Here is a 21,093-nt window from a genome sequence, read left to right as displayed (position 1 = left end):
GAACTGACTCTTGGTGTCACAGAGCCTGGTGTTCTACTTGGTTCAAACACTTCTCCGCACGATTATGCGCTTAAACCTTCTGATGTAAAGCGTATTCGTAGTGCAGATTTAGTCGTTTGGTTTGGCCGTGATCTAGAAGCTTTCCTTGTTAAGTCGCTTGAAGGGCAGTCATCAGTGCTTACCTTGAGCCAAGTAGAGGGGTTGGAACTGCGTGAGTTTAGTGGTGGGCATGAAGATCATCATGGCCATGATCACGGTAGCCATGATCCGCACTTTTGGTTGGGTTACAAGACGACAAAGCAAGTTGCGCAAGCCATCACCGATAAGCTGGTGAGTATTGATAGTCAAAATGCGCAAGCATATCAGAGTAATCTAGTGAAGTTTTTGGGTACTCTAGAGCAACAGCAAAACGAGCTGAAGCTAGCTCTGGAGCCTATTAAAGATCAAGGCTACTTTGTATTCCATGATGCCTATGGTTACTTTGAGCAAGATTTTGAGCTCAACCAACTGGGTCACTTTACTGTGAGTCCTGAACGTAAGCCGGGTGCAAAAACGCTGATCAAGATTCGTAAAGCGTTGACTGCAGAACAGGCAAAATGCGTTTTCTCAGAACCCCAATTTACTCCTGCCGTCGTTGAGTCGGTGACTCGAGGTAGTAATGCCAACATCGGCGTTCTTGATCCTCTTGGTACAGATGTTCCAGTCGGGGCTGGCGCCTACTTTAAATTCAAGCAACAGCTAGCTGATAGTTTTCTTAATTGCTTAAAAGGTTAATCAAAAAGGGAGCACATCGCTCCCTTTTTCAACAGATTCACATAACGTTCCACTTCTAGGTGTGAGTTTGGCTAGAAAAGTCAGCCTCAAGTCGCAGTCTGACTTGTGAAATCTTCCTATTCTTAGATAATTATCTCCACAAAATAAATAGTTAAGTTGACGGTATAATTGCTGTGCACGTCAACGGATTCTCGTTTCTTTCTTTATTGCTGTTAGGGATGCTTTTGGTGACTAGAGCCTTCTGGATAATTATTTTTTTCAACTTTGCTTTTGCGCTAAAGGCTGCAGAGCCTACACCAACGGTGTTCTATCCTTTACCAACGCAAGCACAAGGAAAGGTCTTTGCGGCTAAACAACTGTTTTTGGCTGATGGGGGGGGCATCTGGTTTCAAGATGTTCGCAATCAGATTCTGTTTTTTGACGGCCAAGATATCATTCCTGGCTCTGGATCCGCGATTGAGCACGATGTTGACCAAGTTGCTTTTATTGATAATGCATTTTGGTCTTTCTTCCACAATGAAATATATCGAACAGAGCCAAATAAAGAACGCGAACTGATTTTTAGTTTGCAGCCAGGTATTGAGATACAGCGGATAGGAGCCTCTAAGCGATTTATTTGGCTGTCAGACGACACCAGCTTTTATACGTATGACGTCGATACAGGAGACTTTAATACTTACTCTTTGCTGTCTCTCTATCAGTACAGCCAAACCTCCAATATCCAAATAAATGACGCGAAATACATCTTCTCCAAATGGGTGGTCGCGACCAATGCAGGGGTTTATCTCTCTGATGGTTCACGGTTTGATCATATCGCTAGCTCTGGCCAACACTATGTCGAAAAACTCTACTTCTCGGATAAACGTAGAGAGCTGGTGATTGGTTCGTTAAATGGTGCTCTGATATTTAATATCGAAGATCCGAGTAAAGCGGTCAAAGAGATCGAAGGTTCGCATGTCCTTAGCATTACTGAAACCAGTCAAGAGTATTGGATAGGAACTGAGAAGGGGTTAATCGTCTACTCCTTTTTGACTGGTGAAACTCAGCGCTTAACCTCATCGGGTTCGAATGACAGCATTGTTCAACATGGCAAAATTTATGCGCTACTCAACGACCATGTTGGCGGTATCTGGATCGCGACTGATAGAGGTGTTCGATATTTCTCCCAGTTTTCTCATAACTTTGAACGTTATCCTGAACGTTTGATGTCGACGGGTATAAACCGAAATATTGCCCACTACTTACGCAGAATGGAAAACAGCGAAGGTTATTGGATGCTTTCAGATGTGGGTCTTTATCAAGTGAGCCTCACTAAAGTAAGTTCAAAGCAACTCATCTATAGAGGTAAGGTTCACGACCTGGTTGAGATCAATGGTGTTCTTTGGCTTGCTACTGATGAGGGCATTAAGTGTATTGATGCCGTCACTGGGGAAATGATCGATGATTCTGAGTTACCCCTTTATCTAAAATCGTCGCCTATTCGATATATTGAGCTGGATGACAACAATCAGTTGTGGGGGGCAAGTGACAAACAACTTTGGAGCTACCAACTGACAACAGGCCAACTAACTCAGTATGGCGCTGAATGGATGATAAGGAAGTACTTACCTGCACAGCTTACAGAGATGACAGTGACTTCCCATGGTTATCTGGTTCTTGGCACGGAGCATGGTGTGTATGTGATGCGAGATGGTCAAGTCAACTTCATTGGTGAGAGCATCCCCTACGGATTAGTGACCAACATTGTTCAAGTCTCAGATAAAAATCTTTGGGTTGCCGGTCGTTATGGCTTGTATCAATTTGACCTCAATACCGGCCATGTTGAACCAATAGGGCTGCTAGATGGGCACATTACCCCCAAATGTCTCATTGCGAATCAAGATGGGGTTTGGCTAACTTCTTCGGCCGGACTATCGCGTTATGCGCGAGATGGACAGTTGGTGCGCCACTACGGTGAGCCGTTTGGATTGATCAGTAATGAGTTTGCTCCAGGCCTTTGTAGTTATGGTTCAGACAGTCAGAGGACTTTAATATTAGGTACTTATACTGGGCTCGTTAAGGTGAACACGCATCAGTTGGTTGTGAGTCGGCTACCCGATGTTAAGGTGATTATTGGCCAAGTCAAAGTGAATCAAACTTTACGCTCGTTAGGTGAAGCGAGCAAACATCAGCTCGAGTTGGGGTATGGAGAGTCGATCTCGTTTCAATTCGGTGTTTTACCTCAAGTCAATAAAGTGCATTTAGAATATCGATTAAATCAGGAAGAGTGGCAACTTCTAGATGGCTCTACGCTCAATATTGATCACTTGATGCCAGGCCATTACCAGCTCGATGTTAGGGCGGTACTGAATAAAAATCAGCGTGGGCAAAGTAACCAGTTTGATTTTTACGTCGCTAAACCTTGGTTTTTAACCAACTATGCTCTAATTGGTTATTTTATCGTGGTGTCTGCACTGCTGGCCGGTATCGTTTATTGGCGTTCTCGAATTATGACCAGAGTAAACCGTCAACTGAAAGCTCAGGTTGCCCTAAAAACCAATCAGCTTCGCCATCAAAGTCGCATCTTACTCAGCAACAATCAGCAATTGCGCAAACAACTGCAAATTCGTCGTCTGATTATGGATCAATCGATTGAGTCGATGAAAGAGAGGCTCAATAACCAAGCAGCAGAGCAGCTTTTGTCGAATTCTAGCCAGTATAAAAAAGTGCTCGACTATCTAATGCAAGAGTTGGATTTACTGCTGCATGTAAGGACAACGAATGGTGAAGCCAAGCCCGTATATAACCTAGACTTGATCCTGCACTCGGTTTTGAACGGCTGGGAAGAAGAGTTGGTTAAGCTGGGTATACAGGTAGAGTTTACATCAAACGAAGAGTCCGAAAGTTATGTTTGTTTGTCTAATTTTAACCTCGACGAGCTTTTGAACAGTGTTATGGACAGCATTACCAAGCGCTGTTACCGAAATCAATCGGTATTGATGACGGTTCGTCGAGAAGAGCAATGGATCACCTTAGCTATTGTCGATCAAGGAGACTCTCTAGAAAGCTACAACCAGTCTGTCGCACTGCAAACCATTCAAAATTTAGTGGCACAAAGTGGTGGCAACATGACGACTCATAGCTCACCCGATAGAAACTTGTTGGAGTTGACTTGGCAGGGTAGTGACTCGTTTAATGAAGAATCGGTTATTTTAGCGTCACCACAGGAAGAGCACCTTGACTCGTCGAATGAAGATCCTTGGCTTAATAAAGTTCGCAACCTCGTTGATGAAAGATTCGCCGATCCCGATTTTGGTACCTCAGCTGCAGCGAAGCTATTGTTTGTTTCTGAACGAAGCTTACAGCGGCGCCTTAAATCCAGTATAGAAAAGACCTTTACCGAGTATTTAACGGAAGTGCGTTTAGACAATGCATGTCGTCGATTATTAGCCGGGGAGAAAGTCTCAGACGTTGCGTTTGAGTGTGGTTTCAACGACCCGTCCTATTTTAGCCAACGCTTCAAGCATCGCTTTGGTGTCCCACCTACCCAGTTCGTAGAACAAAAAGAACACTAATCTAACAATCCACACGCCCTTCAATCATGGAGGGCTATACCTTGTTTCTTTTCCAGTACTCAAGCCGTTGAGTCTCAATGACATTGCGTTAGAAGCGGTGATGCTTTACCGACGGGTTTGTTTTGGGAAATTATCTAAGAGATAAGAGATAAGAGATAAGAGATAAGAGATAAGAGATAAGAGATAAGAGATAAGAGATAAGAGATAAGAGATAAGAGATAAGAGATAAGAAAAAATAACGTGGTATAGCCGGGGGGACTATACCACGGGTGCCAATGACACCTTCGCTTGCTGCCGGAGTGACGCGGTTGCGCCACCTCTGGAATTCTTTGTCTTTAGGGATGTCCCCGCTGACGTGATTAACTATAAACGTACCGCCTTATTTTACTTATAAAATTAACGCCATTGTTACATGATAAAAGCGACAGTTTTATTAAGTTGTTGTTTTTAAATTGTTTTTACTCAGTTTTTTACTTATTTTTGTCTCGAGTTACTTTTGGGATAAGTTTGCGATGCTTGGTTTTTAACGTAATTGACGGGAGCTTTTTTAACGAAACTAACGACCAGCAAAAGTGCAAAGATTGATTTCAGACAAGATTTGTTACATGTGGTGAGGATAGAATTGCGAGCGTTAATAAAAATACTTTTCATTTGTATATTCTGGCCTGATTATGAAACTCTCACAATTACAACAAGGGCAACAAGCCACCATTACTGGATTCAATGAGCTCTCTAACGACGTAAGAAAGAAACTGATGGTTATGGGGCTGCTACCGAAAACCCCTGTAACTTTAATTCGCAGAGCACCTATGGGTGACCCTCTGCAAGTCGAGGTACGCGGAGTCTCCTTGGCGGTTCGTGAAAACATCGCAAATTCGATCACTGTGGAGGTGAACTAATGGAATACCAAATTCTGACTGTTGGTAATCCTAACAGTGGTAAGACAACTCTATTTAACGGCCTGACTGGTGCTAAACAACAAGTTGGTAACTGGGCAGGTGTCACTGTCGAGAAGAAAACAGGTAAGTATTCACATTCTGGCGATCACTTTTCTCTTACTGATTTACCTGGCATCTATGCGTTAGACAGTGGTAACGATAGCAATAGCATCGATGAGTCGATTGCCTCTCGCGCCGTTCTTACTCATCCTGCGGATCTTATTATTAACGTTGTTGATGCGACATGTTTAGAGCGCAGCTTATATATGACATTGCAACTGCGCGAACTCGGTCGCCCTATGGTTGTTGTCCTAAATAAAATGGATGCGCTTAAGCGAGAGCGTCAAACAATCGATACCAAAGCTCTGGAGAAAATGCTGGGTTGCCCAGTTTTTGCCATCTCTGCTAACAATCGTGGCCAGGTTCAGTCATTTAAAGCTCAGTTACACAAGGCGATCGTGCAGGGTGTGGCTCTGGATGAGTTGCAGTTGAACTACGGCAGCGAATTTGAGCAAGCAATCAAAGAAGTAGAACCAGTATTCGCTGAGCAAACTCAAGTTGCGCCTCGAGCGATGGCGATCCGTGCTCTTGAAAACGATCTCATGGTAAATAACGCGCTTGCCCAAACTGAACGTGAGAAAGTGCAAACTGTACGTGCCAGTTTAGATATTGACGTTGATTTACTTGTTGCTGATGTGAAGTACACTTTCCTACATGAGCAATGCAAACATATCCGTCGTACTGAGGGCAAACTAAGCCATAACTTCACAGAAAAAGTGGATGCGGTCATTCTGAACAAGTGGGTAGGCGTCCCATTCTTCTTTGTTGTGATGTACTTGATGTTCATGTTCTCAATTAATATCGGTAGCGCATTTATTGATTTCTTTGATATTGGTGTCGGCGCTTTACTGGTTGATGGCGGACATTACTTACTGGATGATCACCTACCAGTCTGGTTGGTTACCCTCATCGCCGACGGTGTAGGCGGTGGTATCCAAACGGTTGCGACATTCATTCCTGTTATCGCTTGTTTGTACCTGTTCTTAGCGGTTCTAGAAAGTTCTGGCTACATGTCTCGTGCCGCCTTTGTTCTCGACAAAGTAATGCAGAAGATTGGTTTGCCAGGCAAAGCATTTGTGCCACTGGTTCTCGGTTTCGGTTGTAACGTGCCGTCCATCATGGCGACGCGAACGTTAGACCAAGAGCGTGAACGTAAGTTGGCAGCATCTATGGCTCCATTTATGTCGTGCGGTGCGCGTCTTCCTGTTTATGCGCTTTTTGCAGCAGCGTTTTTCCCAGAAAGTGGCCAGAACATTGTATTTGCTTTGTATTTACTTGGTATTGCCGCGGCTGTCTTTACTGGTTTAGTGTTGAAAAACACTCTTTATCCGGGCTCAAGCGAGAGCTTAGTCATGGAGATGCCAGACTATGAGCTACCGACGATGCGTAACGTGGTCATCAAAACTTGGCAAAAGCTGAAGCGTTTTGTTCTCGGTGCGGGTAAGACCATTGTCGTGGTAGTGACTATCTTGAGTTTCCTAAATTCTGTGGGTACCGATGGTTCGTTTGGTAATGAAGATAGCGAGAATTCAGTTCTGTCGAAAGTATCTCAAGTGGTCACGCCTATCTTTGCTCCAATTGGTGTAGAGGAAGATAACTGGCCAGCAACCGTTGGCATCATTACGGGTATTTTTGCCAAAGAAGCGGTAGTAGGTACGTTAAATAGTCTTTACGCACCAAGTGATGAAGACGCGGGTGAGTACGATTTGATGGCAAGTCTAGAGGAAGCGGTTATGTCGATTCCTGACAACTTAGCTGGTTTGAGCTACTCCGATCCACTCGGTATTGAAGTTGGTGACTTGACAGATAGCCAAGCGGTAGCAGAAGAGCAAGAAGTGGATGCTTCAATTTTTGGTAACCTGAAAGGATACTTTGCGTCTGGTAACGCGGCATTTGCTTACCTTATCTTTATCTTACTTTACACTCCATGTGTTGCAGCCATGGGTGCTTATGTGCGTGAGTTTGGTCAGAAATACGCTCGCTTCATTGCCGTTTGGACCATGGGATTAGCCTATGGCGGCGCTGCGCTTTACTATCAGGCGACTCATTTCGTTGATCACCCAGCAACGAGTGCCGCGTGGATCGTAGGTATTTTTGCTGTCGGATTTGTTTCCTACCGCGCGCTTAAAGCCGCAGGACAAAAATCCGCTCAGCAGTTAGAGGTAAAATTGGCATGATACTTTCGGACCTGAAGCTTTATATTGACCAGCACGGTAGCGTCTCCCAGCGGGAACTTGCGAAGCAGTTTCACATGAGTGAAGACGGAGTGGATGCGATGTTGTCGGTTTGGATTCGAAAAGGGGTTATTTCGCGCCTCGTTGATACCAATGCTAGCCAGCATATTACGCGAGTCCGCTATACTAAGGTCAACAATAATGCTTTGGCTATGACGGTTACCATGTAGTGAAGCTGATTAAAAAGCCGCTCGAGAGAGCGGCTTTTTTGTATCTAATACAGAGGGTTAATTAGAAAAACTAAGCCTTTTGAAACAAACTACTCAAAGAAAGCACGTTACTGATGCGCGTGTGCAGCTCTTGCTGCTCAGCTTGAGTTCGAAATGTCCCCTGTGTATTGCCCCAAACCGGCCCAGGCCATGCCACATCGTCTTTGAACCTTGCGATATGATGGATATGCAGTTGTGGCACCATGTTACCTAGTGCACCCAGATTGAGTTTATCTGGCTGAAACGTCGCCTCTAGAGCTTGGCTAACGGCTTGTGACTCAAGCAAAAATTGCTGCTGCTCTTGCATAGGTAAATGGTGAAGTTCTTTTAGGTTGGCACGTTTAGGGACCAGAATGACCCATGGCACAGCATTGTCTTTATGCAGCAACGCGACGCTCAAAGGGAACTGACCAAGTATCGTGGTATCTTTGGCTAATTGAGGGTGAAGTTCAAAGCTCATATTAAGTTCCAAAATTAGTTTTACGCTGAGTATAAGGCAAATAAAACAAAAGGTTGACGCTTGCACGTCAACCTTTTTCAATAAACTCACACTTTACGTGGCTTACATGCGCTCTAGAGTTTCAATACCCAGTAAAGATAGACCTTGTTTGATCGTCTTAGCGGTTAGAGCTGCGAGCTTCAGACGACTTTGCTTCACTGACTCGTCTTCTGAATTTAGAATTGGGCACGCTTCATAGAAGCTAGAGAACTGACCAGCAAGTTCAAATAGGTAGCTACACATGATATGAGGCTGACCTTCGCGAGCAACAGATAGCACTGCTTCTTCAAACTGAAGCAATTTCGCGATCAATGCTTTTTCTTTCTCTTCTGTAACCTTGATATCACCCGCTAGTTGATCAACTGAGATACCTGCTTTGGCGAAGATTGAAGAAACACGTGTATAAGCGTACTGCATGTATGGTGCGGTATTACCTTCAAACGCTAGCATGTTGTCCCAATCAAACACGTAGTCGGTTGTACGGTGCTTAGACAGATCCGCGTATTTCACTGCCGCCATCGCAACCGTGTTGGCAATCTTAGTCTTTTCTTCAGTTTCTAAGCTTGGGTTCTTCGATTCGATCAGTTTGATTGCGCGTTCTTCTGCCTCATCTAAAAGATCAGCTAAACGTACAGTACCGCCTGCACGAGTCTTGAATGGGCGACCATCTTTACCCAGCATCATACCGAACGCATGGTGCTCTAGGGTGACTTCTTCAGGAACATAGCCAGCTTTGCGAACGATTGTCCAAGCTTGCATTAGGTGTTGGTGTTGACGAGAGTCGATGAAGTACAGTACGCGGTCAGCACCTAGAGTTTCGTAACGGTATTTAGCACAAGCAATATCCGTTGTGGTGTAAAGGAAGCCACCGTCGCGTTTTTGAATGATAACACCCATCGGGTCACCATCTTTGTTTTTGTACTCATCAAGGAAAACAACTTGAGCACCGTCATCTTCTTGAGCAATGCCTTTCTCTTTCAGATCAGCAACAATTGGCGGAAGCATGTCGTTGTACATACTTTCACCCATCACGTCATCACGAGTAAGCGATACGTTTAGGCGATCGTAGTTACGCTGGTTTTGAATCATGGTGATATCGACCAGTTTCTTCCACATTTCAGCGCAGTACTCGTCACCGCCCTGAAGTTTTACTACATAGTTACGAGCTTTAACGGCAAACTCTTCGTCCTCGTCGTATAGCTTTTTCGACTCACGGTAGAAGGCTTCCAAGTCGGCCAGTTCCATCGAAACTTCACCAGACTCTTGTTGTACACGCTCTAAGTTAGCGATCAACATACCGAATTGAGTACCCCAGTCGCCGATATGGTTGGCGCGGATTACTTTGTGACCTAGGAACTCAAGCGTGCGAACCACAGCGTCACCAATGATGGTTGAGCGCAGGTGACCAACGTGCATCTCTTTCGCTACGTTCGGTGCAGAGTAGTCGGCTACGATGGTTTGCTGTGCTTGTTCAGCGACACCCAGACGAGTGTCAGCCAGCGCTGCGTCAGCTTGTTTCGCTAGAAACTCTTCGCTTAGGAAAATGTTAATAAAACCAGGGCCAGCGATTTCAGTTTTGCTCGCGATACCATCTAGGTCTAGAACATCCAATACTTTTTGTGCAAATTCGCGAGGGTTAGTACCGAGCTTTTTCGCAACGCCCATTACGCCGTTTGCTTGATAATCACCAAATTGTGGTTTTGCAGATTGGCGAACAGCCGCAGGGCTTCCTGCAGGTGCGCCAGCGGCTTCTAAAGCCTGAGAAACTTTGTCATTAATAAGTGCTTGGATATTCACACGCGCTTCCTTCAATTCTAGGGAATTGGTTGGGTATACATTCCAGAGGTCAAGGTGAGCTAAGGGCTACTCTTGAATATTATTCACCGAGGTGAAATGAATGCATATCTCGATCTAGTTCATAAATTGGAGCACATAATACCAACTTTATGAGCGCGCTTATAGGGAGTGAACTGGGAAATTTTCTACTTTTCCTGATGATCTTGTTAGTATTGAAGAAAAATTAATGTTTTGGATGATAGAAAATGTCTCAAAGACTGATTGATGCTGAATTAATGCCTACTCAAATGCAGAGCAAACTCGACGATTTTATGCATAAAATCCAACAGTTAAGCCAAATCTTGCATATTAATTTGTCGGCTTTTCAAGCGGATCACATCGCACTGCGTATAAATGATGTAGAACTAGCACAAATGGCCCACCAAGAGTGGCTTAAGTTTGGTGAAGAGATCTCGACGGCTACCATTAATGGACGTCCGATTATTGTGATTGAATTTAGTCAGCCGTTAGAGGCTCAAGGTTGGAAGATTGAGTGCCTAGAACTGCCTTATCCTGCAGAAGGAAAATTGTATCCCGTACAAAGTTGGGAGCACGTAGAATTCGTCGTGCCTTCTGCTGCGCAAACTGCGGATGACTATTTGTGCGATCTTCAGCGACAATTCCCGCAGTTTGCTGAAAATTACCCATCTCTTGAAGAGCAAGGTGTCAAAATCAAACTTTCTAGCCCGAAAGGAGAAGGTGAGCGTTTGAATAACCCTACTGTCGCCTTTAAACATAAAGGGGTGTGCATTAAGCTCCACCCCCATTCATTGAAGAATATTGTTAAGTCTGAGCAAGCGGGTTAACCCAGTTCGACGTCCTTCGGTCTTAATTGAAACTCTTCAATTGAGCCAATCTCTAAACCAAGTTCGAGCTTCTCTGACTCGTGGTGTGCATTGCCCTGCGTGTGCATAATCAATCGGTTGGCCGTTCTTGGTTTGAGTTCGTTAACGACAAAGCGAATCATATCGCTACGGTCTAACGTCTTTAGTTCTTGCAGTACTTTATCTTTCTGATTGAATTCGGTGTCTTTATTCCCAATTGCAACCCATAAACGCTGTGCCCTTGAGCGTAAGGTGGTATCTGGTGTCGCGATTTGATTCCACAATCCCCGTTTACTGCTGTGCCATTGATATTCATTGAGCTCAAGCAATACCATATAAAACGCATTCAAGAACTCATCAATGGATGCGATCAACTCCCCAGGTGCAGCGTTCGGAGATTGTACGTACAACACGATACCAGGGTGGCGATTGAGAGGGAGATTACCAGTACCAACCATGTAGCCTAACTGTTGCTTGGTGCGGATCTCGTGGAAAAAGGTCGCAGACATTAGGTGGTTGGCGAGTGAATAAAGCGCAATGCTACGTGGACTTGTGTCCTCACATTGGTAATAAAGCACGACCGCTGAATCTTCTTGGTCGCAGAACACCTCGCGCTGGAATGAGCCATTCTCACCCAACATAACTAATGGGCGTAGTGACTCTTCATACTGTTGGTTCTGTACGCGCAGTGCATCTTTGAGGGTGTTTCCTAAGCTCAAAGCATCCGCTTTTGTCCAGTCACCATAGACGAACATCTCAACATGCAGTTCCGCCAGAATGCCTTCGACAAAACTGGCCAACTCGTCCACTTCAACGGTCTCCAAAGCTTCCAATAGCACCGCATATGGAGGGTTATTTGGTTGAAGTATACCGGTAAGAGCATTGAACAGCTGAGATATAGGGCGGTCTTGCGCAGCATTTCGCCAATTTCTAAGCATTTGCTGCTTAATGGTATCAAAACGTTGTTGGCTAAAGTCGCGGTTTGCGAAGCGCCGTAAAATTAGCTGCATCAACTCCGGTTGTTTCTTGCTAAATCCAGAGACAGTTAACGTGACCCCACCTTGATGAGCGTACATGTTGTAGCCCATGCCTGCGATCTCGGCTTGATAAGTTTCTTTGGCCAAACTGTCTAAGAACATCTCGACGCACAGACGGGTTTTGACAATGTTACGCGGTGTCGATATCGCTTGTGGACTATCGATGGCGATATAAAGTACGCCTTTAGGTACGCGGAACTCATCATCTTGAAGGTGCCACAGTTTGAAACCAGGTAACTCTTCAATGACTTGTGGAGTGGAGTGTTGTTCTTCTTGAGGTTGTGGATCGAGTTCGTAGCAAATAAACGGGTTTTGTTCAGGCAGAGTAAACGACAATCTGGTCGGTTGAACGTAATGCTGTTTCTGTTGAGCAGAGAAAGGTGCTATTGAGTAAGGCGTAAAGTACCAGTTTGCTGTTTTATCGTAATCAAGGCCCTGCGCGATTAAGGTTACTCTTAAATTATCTACGCTAAAATACGCCAGCAAAGAAGAGAGCAGTTCAGGTTGATACTCTAGCATCATATAGTCGCCATACATAACGTCTGTAGGCTGGTAGTGCTGCATGTTGATCACTAAGTGACTAACAAGATCCATCGGTCTTGTTGGTTCTTGAAAGCGAAAAGCGGATTCTAGTACTGCTTTCTTCTCTAAATAACGCCATTCATCCATCCCTTTTGTCGCAATCAGCGTAATGTAGCTAAAAATGGCCTGAACGATATCGTCGGTTTTCTCTAAACCTTCTAATGTGAGCGAGCAACTCACTGTAAATTCACGATAGTTACTGCCACTGGTGCCACCACCTGCGGAAAGGGAGGTTATCCAGCCTTGATCTTTCAATGCGACAAGGAGACTACCGGGTCCCTCATCTCCGAGTAGGTGTGCAAAGTAGGAGAGAGGTTTCGTTTGGTAGTGCTGATCCATACTGGGCATCGGGAAAGTTAGGATCAGCTTGCGAATGTCTTTAACAGGCTCAACGTTGACTTGAATTGATGTAGAGCCTTGTGTGATATAAGGGACCTCAACGACTTTACCTGCTAGATTGTGATTGGGAACCATGCTGAATTTTTCTTCACACCATGCTTGCAGTTCTTCTAGCGAATGCGGGCCTGTTACGGCAAGAGTCATTAAATCGGCTGAATACTCTTGATAATGGAAGTCGATGATTTCTTGACGTATCGATTGGCCGTCGCGATCCCCCAAAGTTTCTAAGTTGCCGACTGAGAACTTACTGAAAGGGTGCTCTTGGTTGATGATTTCCTTGTGGACTTGATATAGGCGTCGAGAGTCGTCATTCAACTTGAGCTTGTATTCAGACTCAACGGCTTGTCGTTCTTTGTCTAATGCCTCTGGGTTAAACAGCGGCGCGGAGAAAAATTGACTAAATCTATCTAAAGCGGGTTCAAAGCAATTTGGCGTAACATCAAAGAAGAAGCACGTATGTTCGGTGCCCGTCCATGCATTGTTGCTGCCACCGTGCTGGCTAATATAGCTCTGAAATTCGCCGACTTTAGGGTATTTTTCAGTACCTAGAAACAACATATGCTCCAAGTAGTGCGCCAAGCCTTGCCGATCGCTCGGATCATCGAAGTGACCGACGTTGACGGCAAGTGCTGCCGCAGACTTTTGTGCGCTAGCATCATGAATAAGCAAGACCCGCAAACCGTTGTCTAATGTTAGGTAACGATATTGATTGGTGTCGTTCGGGCTAATATGCACGTGGTTTTCTCCGATGGAATGAAACTCAGATGTGGTTTCAACTATTTAAGTCCAATTTAACCTAATAATTATGACTCGGATAGCGGCGTGTGCAAACAATCTGATTGATAAGTTTAGTGAATAAGAGCTCTAGCCCAGAACAAAAGAGTGTTAACAAAGTCAGAGTCTTTGCTGTGTTACTTGATATAATTATCCATGTAAGTGATCAATCTGGTGCTGCTGCTTTGCCGTAGAAAGTACAATCCAGATACAATAATCGTCATAACGATCACGGTAGAGTCATTCCCAAGAGCAGTTTAGGAACAAGCCATGAAGATTTTTATTATGCGCCACGGAGAAGCAGAACACTATGCCCCCAGTGACGCAGAGCGGGCGTTAACCGATCGCGGAAGAAGTGCATCTTTTGCTGTCGCTAATGCTTGTCGAGAGCAAGGCATTAAGCAGTTTGATAAAGTTCTCGTCAGCCCTTATTTGCGAGCTCAACAGACTTGGCAAGAGATTTCGTCTTTGTTTGACGCCAAAAGTATTGAGACGAGCGACGATATCACGCCGTACGGTGACTCAGAGCAGGTCGCAGATTATGTCAATGCACTGATTGAGGTAGAGCAGCTCGACAGTATTTTACTTGTCTCGCATTTACCTTTGGTCGGTTATTTAACGGCAGAGTTCGTGACGGACATGGTCCCCCCTATGTTCCCGACCTCTGGGCTTATTTGCATCGAATACGCGGCGAAAGAAAAACTAGCCAGCGTGGCTTTCAATATCCAGCCATAACGTTAAAGCACCTCGCGGTTTGCTGACATCAAACGTCAACAAACCGTGATTAGTGCGAAGAATGGGCAAAATCAGTGTTCTATTTACCCCCTTCTGTGGAACACCTTTACTCCTCGACAATCAATATTTACTTATCCTACTGAGATTCAGCCAGTTATTTGACATTTCAACTGGACTGGAAATTGCATAGTAGGCTAAGTTTCTCTTTCCATAGACATTTGTAAACGCCAATCTATGAAGTTTTCTTTACCTTTTGCGGATAAGCTGCCAAACATTCCCCAAAGAGCGATGCCAGCTATTGGTGCGCCAGTTATGGTTTTGGCAACGTTGGGCATGGTGGTTTTGCCAATACCAGCGTTTCTACTCGACTTATTCTTTACCTTTAACATTGCGTTAGCGATGGTGGTTTTGCTGGTTACTGTTTATACCCGCAGGCCATTGGATTTTGCCGCATTTCCAACTGTACTGCTGATCGCGACCTTGTTACGTCTTGCATTGAACGTCGCGTCAACTCGTGTGGTACTACTTTACGGTCATGAAGGCTCTGGTGCGGCAGGTAGCGTTATCGAGGCGTTCGGTAGCGTTGTAATCGGCGGTAATTACGCTGTGGGTTTGGTTGTCTTCCTAATCTTGATGATCATTAACTTTATGGTTGTAACCAAAGGTGCGGGGCGCATATCCGAAGTCAGTGCACGCTTTACCTTGGATGCGTTACCCGGTAAACAAATGGCCATTGATGCGGACTTGAATGCTGGCTTGATTGACCAAGATCAGGCTCGAACACGTCGTCAAGAAGTTACCAAAGAAGCCGACTTCTATGGTTCGATGGACGGTGCGTCTAAGTTTGTTAAAGGCGATGCTATCGCCGGTATTTTGATTCTGTTTATTAACATTATCGGCGGCTTATCTATCGGTATGGCGCAATACGGCCTAGGTTTTGGCGAAGCGATTCAAATTTATACCCTGTTAACCATCGGTGATGGTTTGGTTGCTCAAATTCCATCGCTGTTGCTGTCGATTGGTGCGGCAATCATGGTGACACGTCAAAACACAGACGAAGACATGGGACAGCAAGTCGTTTTCCAAATGTTCGACAACCCTAAAGCCTTAATGATTACCGCTGCTATTTTGGGGGTTATGGGTGTTGTTCCGGGTATGCCACACTTTGCGTTTTTACTTTTGGCGACGTTAGCCGGAGGTGCTGCATACTGGATCACCCGTAAGCAGAAAAAAGAGCAAGAAAAGACCAATCTCCCCGCGACGACCGAAGCGGAAGCCCCAACCCCGAAAGAGCTTTCGTGGGATGACGTTCAACCCGTTGATATTGTCGGTTTGGAAGTGGGCTACCGTTTGATTCCATTGGTTGACAAGGACCAAGGAGGTGAATTACTCGAGCGAGTCAAAGGGGTTCGGAAAAAACTTTCACAAGATTTTGGTTTTCTGATCCCTGCTGTGCATATTCGCGACAATCTTGAGTTAACACCAAATAGTTACCGCATTACGCTGATGGGGGTCGCGGTAGGGGAAGCGGAAATCCGTCCAGATATGGAACTGGCGATTAACCCAGGTCAGGTTTACGGCATGATCGATGGCGAGCCCACAATTGACCCCGCGTTTGGTTTGGAAGCCGTATGGATTCGAGAAGATCAAAGAGAGCATGCTCAGGCGCTCGGTTATACCGTCGTTGACTCATCTACCGTATTGGCGACGCATTTAAGCCAACTACTTACCAATAACGCTTCTCAACTTATTGGGCACGAAGAAGTACAGAATCTCCTGGAAATGTTGGGACGAAGTACTCCGAAATTGGTTGAAAGCTTTGTACCTGATCAACTGCAGCTTGGCGTGGTCGTTAAAGTATTGCAAAACCTGCTTAACGAAGCGGTACCTATCCGAGACATTCGTACTATTGTTCAAACCTTGTCCGAGTACTCGAGCAAAAGTCAAGAACCTGACATCCTCACTGCGGCAGTTCGGATTTCACTGAGACGTCTAATTGTTCAAGAAATCAATGGGATAGAGCCAGAATTGCCAGTGATAACCTTAATTCCAGAGCTGGAACAAATATTGCATCAAACCATGCAGGCGTCTGGAGGAGAATCCGCAGGAATCGAACCAGGTTTGGCAGAGCGACTACAATCATCATTAAGTCAGGCGACTCAAGAGCAAGAGCTTAAAGGTGAACCAGCCGTGTTGCTAACCTCAGGAGTCTTGCGTTCAACCTTGGCTAAGTTTGTGAAGAACACCATTCCATCGTTGAGAGTGCTCTCTTATCAGGAAATTCCAGACGAGAAACAAATTCGCATTGTTCAAGCTGTTGGTAACTAGCTCTGATGCGTGAATAGACGGTACCCAAATTGAAGATTAAACGATTTTTTGCCAAAGACATGCGTACGGCACTGCTCCAAGTGAAAGGGGAGTTAGGTGACGATGCGGTGATCATGTCAAACAAAAAAGTCGCTGGTGGCGTAGAGATTGTTGCTGCTGTTGATAACGAAAGCTCGGCGAATCGTTCTAATAACAGCAACTATGGCTCTAGCCCAAGGCATGCTCCTCGTCAGGCGCCTGCTTCCTTACCCACGCAATCAAAGCGTCAACTGGAAGACGACCGTGTGACTTTGCAAACTCAGGCTGACTCTGGGCGTTCAATGACTAAGCGCTTCGCCAATATGCTGAAACAGTATAGCGGTGGTAAACCTGAGGAAGACGAACAAGAGCAAGGTGCTGATTCTTTATCGGCATTGCTCCAGCGTCAGCAGTCTTCTGGGCAACCACAAAACAGTGAACGCGTGCAACTGAAAGAAGATTCGCCCTTAGCGCGGCTAATTGCGGAAGATCGTCGTGTAGAAAGACCAGAAGCGCGCTTAGACCCAACACGGTACGAACGTTCTCGACCGACAGAAACGCCAGTCTCCAATGAAGACCTAGAAGATATGAAAGAGGAAATGACGTCCATTCGTCGTCTTCTTGAGCATCAAGTGTCTGGCCTTATGTGGCAAGAAGTCGAGCGTCGAGAGCCCTTGCGTGCCATGTTAATTAAACGCTTGGAGCGTATGGGCGTATCGTCTGATTTAGCGGATCAATTGGCTTGTTATATTCCGGAAGACACGCCACCAACAAAAGCGTGGAAAGCGCTACTTGGATTAGTCTCTGATCAGATTCCAATTTCCAAACAAGATATTTTAAAACGTGGCGGTGTGGTTGCATTGCTCGGGCCTACTGGAGTGGGTAAGACCACCACAGTGGCTAAGCTTGCTGCACGTGCTGCCATGGAGTGGGGTGCAGACAATGTTGCACTCGTAACAACCGATACCTACCGAATTGGTGCGCACGAACAATTGGCGATATATGGCCGAATTATGGGATGTGCCGTAAAAGTCGCTAAAGATTCCAAAGAGTTAGCCGATGTAATATATCAGTTAAGGAATCGTCGCCTAATTCTTGTTGACACAGCAGGCATGGGCCAACGCGATGTTAGGTTATCGGAGCAGTTAGACACCCTAATGCATGAAAGTGGTGAAATGATTCACAGCTACTTGGTATTGCCAGCAACGGCACAAAGAAAAGTGTTGCAAGAAACCATTGACCACTTTAAGCGTATCCCTCTCTCTGGATGCATCATGACTAAACTGGATGAGTCATTGAGTCTAGGTGAGTTTGTAAGTGTCGTAGTGCAAAATGCGCTCCCAGTCGCTTACATCGCTAACGGGCAACGAGTACCAGAAGATATTGTGATTGCTCAACCTAAGTACATGGTAGCCAAGGCAAACGAATTACTAGAGAAGTCGACAGATGATGAGCCTCACTACTGGAACAGTGAAGCAGAAAGGTTCTAGGCGGCGGACGATTATGACAAATAATATGATACAAGACCAAGCAAGCGGGCTACGCCGCTTAACACAACCTTCTTTAACTAAGGTCATATCTGTCACGGGTGGTAAAGGTGGCGTTGGTAAATCCAATGTGACATTGGGTATGGCGATTTGTATGGCTCGTCAAGGGCAAAAAGTAATGGTCCTTGATGCTGATTTAGGCCTAGCGAACGTCGATGTCATGCTAGGAATTCGACCTAAACGAAATCTTGGCCATGTGCTGGCTGGCGAATGCGATCTGAAAGATGCGATTGTCGAAGGTCCACACGGTATAAAAATTATCCCAGCGACATCGGGAACTCAATCAATGACAGAGCTAACCCATGCTCAACACGTCGGTTTGATCCGAGCTTTCGGTAGTCTTGAAGATGAAATGGACGTATTATTAATTGATACGGCCGCTGGTATATCTGATATGGTAGTCAGCTTTTCACGTGCTGCCCAAGACGTTGTGGTAGTCGTGTGTGATGAACCTACATCGATCACTGATGCATATGCCTTAATCAAGTTGTTGAGTAAGGAGCATCAAGTGCAGCGCTTTAAAATCGTTGCAAATATGGTCAGAAGCTATCGAGAAGGCAGAGAATTGTTCGCAAAATTGACATTGGTCACAGAGCGATTCTTGAATGTTAGCCTTGAGCTCGTAGCATGTATTCCATTAGATGATAAAGTTCGACAAGCCGTTAAGAAACAAAAGATTGTTGTCGATGCTTTCCCTCGCTCTCCAGCCGCATTAGCGATTGGTTCATTAGCGAATAAAGCACTTACTTGGCCAATTCCTAAAACGCCAAGTGGACACCTTGAGTTTTTTGTAGAACGCTTACTAAATAGAACAGAAATGCTAGAGGAACCATTTGGTGAATAAGGCCCTGACCTATGACCAATATGCAAACCAAAACAGCCAGCGTGCTTTTCTCGAAAAGTACTCGGTGTTGGTGAAGCGTATTGCTCACCATTTACTTGGCAGGCTTCCGCCAAGTGTTCAGGTTGAAGACCTTATTCAAGCGGGCATGATCGGTTTGCTAGAAGCGCAAAAAAACTACGATGGTAGTAAAGGCGCTAGCTTCGAGACTTATGCCGGTATTCGTATCCGAGGTGCGATGCTCGATGACATTCGGCGCGGGGATTGGGTTCCTCGTTCTGTCCATAAACATAATCGAGAGATCAGCCAAGCTATTTCAGTTCTTGAAGGGGAACTGAATCGTGATCCTACCGATGCAGAAGTCGCGCAGCACTTAGGGATGAGTTTGGCGCAGTATCATAGCGCTCTGGCCGACATCAATTGTTCCCGCTTAGTAGGGATCGAAGATCTGGGCGTATCGGAAGATGTAATATCGCCGGAAGACGACGATGAAGCAAATACACCTTTTCAAGGGGTTGCAGACGAGTATTTTCGTAAAGCTTTAGTCGATTCGATCAAAGCTTTGCCAGAACGAGAAGCTCTAGTACTTTCGCTTTATTACGATGAAGAGTTAAACTTAAAGGAAATCGGCGATGTGATTGGTGTAAGCGAATCACGCGTCAGTCAAATCTTAAGTCAATCAATGCAGCGTCTACGCACTAAGTTAAGTGCATGGACAAATAATGAGTAAAACACTGATCTCGAACTCAGTGGAGGCAATTTTGAATAAAAATATGAAAATCCTTATTGTTGATGATTTCTCAACAATGCGCCGTATCGTTAAGAACCTACTTCGCGACTTGGGTTTCAACAACACCCAAGAAGCTGATGATGGCTTAACGGCGTTACCTATGCTTAAGAAAGGTGAGTTCGACTTTGTTGTAACAGACTGGAATATGCCAGGCATGCAAGGTATCGACTTGCTTAAGCATATCCGTGCCGACGATGAACTAAAACATCTGCCTGTGCTAATGATCACTGCTGAAGCAAAACGCGAGCAAATCATCGAAGCGGCTCAAGCGGGTGTTAACGGTTACATTGTTAAGCCGTTTACAGCAGCTACGCTAAAAGAAAAACTAGACAAAATTTTTGAGCGTTTATAAGTCGTTAAGACTGATGGCGCTAAAGGCCAATTTAGAATGATTTCATTAGAACAGGCAAAACATCTCGTTGAGCTGTTAGAAAGTGAACAGCAGCAGCAAGCCGATGCACTTGTTAAAGAGATCTATGAGAACGCTTCAAATCCTATGCTGCAAGAGATAGGTGAGTTGACTCGTGATCTTCATGAGTCTATCAAGCAGTTCACACTCGATGAGCGCATGACCGTAATTGCCAATGACGAAATCCCAGATGCAAGGGATCGCCTTCAATACGTTATTGATAAAACGGAAGTCGCTGCGAATAAAACCATGGATGCAGTAGACCGCTGTATGCCGATAGCAGACAACCTGCATGAAGGTTTACTCAAAGTGCGTCCCCAATGGAATGAACTGATGCATGGGCGCATTGACCTTGCTGAATTCAAAGCCTTGTGTCATCGCATTGACGATCTTCTCAGTCAGGTGGAAGGGGACAGCTCTGAGTTACGCGGTCAACTGACCGAGATTCTAATGGCTCAGGACTTCCAAGACTTAACGGGTCAAATCATCTCTCGTGTGATCACTTTGGTTAACGAAGTGGAAGGCAGGTTAGTCGAAATCCTAACGGCGTTTAGTAACGGCCAAATGGATGAAAGTTCAGATAACAAGAAGAAAGCATCGACGGACCCAGAAGGTCCGATACTAAACCCTCAAGAAAGGGATGATGCCGTTTCATCACAAGACGAAGTCGATGACTTACTCTCGAGTCTTGGGTTTTAGAGGTAA

Annotated in this window: 16 protein-coding genes; 13 read left to right on the top strand and 3 right to left on the bottom strand. The window is 45.2% G+C overall.

Features of this window, described 5'->3' with window-relative positions; translation table 11 throughout:
- The 5 genes from RH45_RS19705 to RH45_RS19685 form a co-directional block, all read left to right on the top strand.
- Nucleotides 1–774, top strand: a 774-nt coding sequence (locus RH45_RS19705) for a zinc ABC transporter substrate-binding protein ZnuA (RefSeq protein WP_008080736.1), incomplete at its 5' end; no start/stop codon positions are given.
- 218 nt (nucleotides 775–992) lie between these two features.
- Nucleotides 993–4,328 (top strand): helix-turn-helix domain-containing protein, encoded by a 3,336-nt coding sequence (locus tag RH45_RS19700; protein ID WP_081467681.1) that lies wholly within the window; start codon nucleotides 993–995, stop codon nucleotides 4,326–4,328.
- 671 nt (nucleotides 4,329–4,999) lie between these two features.
- Nucleotides 5,000–5,227 carry a FeoA family protein gene (locus RH45_RS19695; RefSeq protein ID WP_008080728.1) on the top strand — a complete coding sequence of 76 codons (228 nt, stop codon included), beginning with the start codon at nucleotides 5,000–5,002 and terminating at the stop codon, nucleotides 5,225–5,227.
- Complete coding sequence (gene feoB / locus RH45_RS19690) at nucleotides 5,227–7,503, top strand: Fe(2+) transporter permease subunit FeoB (protein ID WP_008080726.1); 2,277 nt, start codon at nucleotides 5,227–5,229, stop codon at nucleotides 7,501–7,503. Before RH45_RS19695 ends, feoB begins: the two co-directional genes overlap by 1 nt.
- Nucleotides 7,500–7,730, top strand: a complete 231-nt coding sequence (locus RH45_RS19685; protein ID WP_008080723.1) for a FeoC-like transcriptional regulator — start codon at nucleotides 7,500–7,502, stop codon at nucleotides 7,728–7,730. Before feoB ends, RH45_RS19685 begins: the two co-directional genes overlap by 4 nt.
- 70 nt (nucleotides 7,731–7,800) lie before the next feature.
- Here the strand turns inward: RH45_RS19685 and RH45_RS19680 are convergent, their stop codons facing one another.
- A complete protein-coding gene (locus RH45_RS19680) occupies nucleotides 7,801–8,229 on the bottom strand; it encodes an HIT family protein (RefSeq protein WP_008080722.1) in 429 nt (142 codons plus the stop codon).
- Nucleotides 8,230–8,331: 102 nt separating this feature from the next.
- Nucleotides 8,332–10,065, bottom strand: coding sequence for an arginine--tRNA ligase (argS, locus tag RH45_RS19675; RefSeq protein ID WP_008080721.1), 1,734 nt, complete (start codon nucleotides 10,063–10,065; stop codon nucleotides 8,332–8,334).
- A 245-nt stretch (nucleotides 10,066–10,310) separates the two neighbouring features.
- On the opposite strand from argS, the gene RH45_RS19670 reads away from it, so the two are divergent.
- The gene (locus RH45_RS19670) at nucleotides 10,311–10,910 is read left to right on the top strand and encodes a VOC family protein (RefSeq protein WP_008080720.1); all 600 of its coding nucleotides are present in this window, start codon (nucleotides 10,311–10,313) and stop codon (nucleotides 10,908–10,910) included.
- Here RH45_RS19670 and RH45_RS19665 read toward each other — a convergent pair.
- Nucleotides 10,907–13,681: an insulinase family protein gene (locus RH45_RS19665; protein WP_008080719.1), complete on the bottom strand. Its 2,775-nt coding sequence runs from the start codon at nucleotides 13,679–13,681 to the stop codon at nucleotides 10,907–10,909. The genes RH45_RS19670 and RH45_RS19665 overlap by 4 nt on opposite strands.
- Before the next feature lie 309 nt (nucleotides 13,682–13,990).
- Between RH45_RS19665 and sixA the strand changes: the two genes are divergently transcribed.
- The 7 genes from sixA (at nucleotide 13,991) to RH45_RS19630 (ending at nucleotide 21,087) form a co-directional block, all read left to right on the top strand.
- Complete coding sequence (sixA, locus tag RH45_RS19660) at nucleotides 13,991–14,455, top strand: phosphohistidine phosphatase SixA (protein ID WP_008080717.1); 465 nt, start codon at nucleotides 13,991–13,993, stop codon at nucleotides 14,453–14,455.
- A 234-nt stretch (nucleotides 14,456–14,689) separates the two neighbouring features.
- Complete coding sequence (gene flhA, locus RH45_RS19655) at nucleotides 14,690–16,783, top strand: flagellar biosynthesis protein FlhA (RefSeq protein ID WP_008080715.1); 2,094 nt, start codon at nucleotides 14,690–14,692, stop codon at nucleotides 16,781–16,783.
- 29 nt (nucleotides 16,784–16,812) lie between these two features.
- Nucleotides 16,813–18,291, top strand: coding sequence for a flagellar biosynthesis protein FlhF (gene flhF / locus RH45_RS19650; RefSeq protein WP_008080713.1), 1,479 nt, complete (start codon nucleotides 16,813–16,815; stop codon nucleotides 18,289–18,291).
- 13 nt (nucleotides 18,292–18,304) lie between these two features.
- Nucleotides 18,305–19,192, top strand: coding sequence for a MinD/ParA family protein (locus tag RH45_RS19645; RefSeq protein ID WP_008080711.1), 888 nt, complete (start codon nucleotides 18,305–18,307; stop codon nucleotides 19,190–19,192).
- Nucleotides 19,185–19,919 (top strand): RNA polymerase sigma factor FliA, encoded by a 735-nt coding sequence (locus tag RH45_RS19640; RefSeq protein WP_008080709.1) that lies wholly within the window; start codon nucleotides 19,185–19,187, stop codon nucleotides 19,917–19,919. The genes RH45_RS19645 and RH45_RS19640 overlap by 8 nt, the downstream gene beginning before the upstream one ends.
- 43 nt (nucleotides 19,920–19,962) lie before the next feature.
- The gene (gene cheY / locus RH45_RS19635; protein WP_006879571.1) at nucleotides 19,963–20,331 is read left to right on the top strand and encodes a chemotaxis response regulator CheY; all 369 of its coding nucleotides are present in this window, start codon (nucleotides 19,963–19,965) and stop codon (nucleotides 20,329–20,331) included.
- Between the two features lie 36 nt (nucleotides 20,332–20,367).
- On the top strand, nucleotides 20,368–21,087 hold the full coding sequence (locus RH45_RS19630) for a protein phosphatase CheZ (protein WP_008080708.1): 720 nt from the start codon (nucleotides 20,368–20,370) through the stop codon (nucleotides 21,085–21,087).
- Nucleotides 21,088–21,093 lie beyond the last annotated feature (6 nt).

This window comes from Vibrio sinaloensis DSM 21326 (assembly GCF_000189275.1).
Classification (GTDB): Bacteria; Pseudomonadota; Gammaproteobacteria; order Enterobacterales; family Vibrionaceae; genus Vibrio; species Vibrio sinaloensis.
Note: the sequence above shows the minus strand (reverse complement) of the source record. Positions and strands in the feature narration are given on the sequence as shown.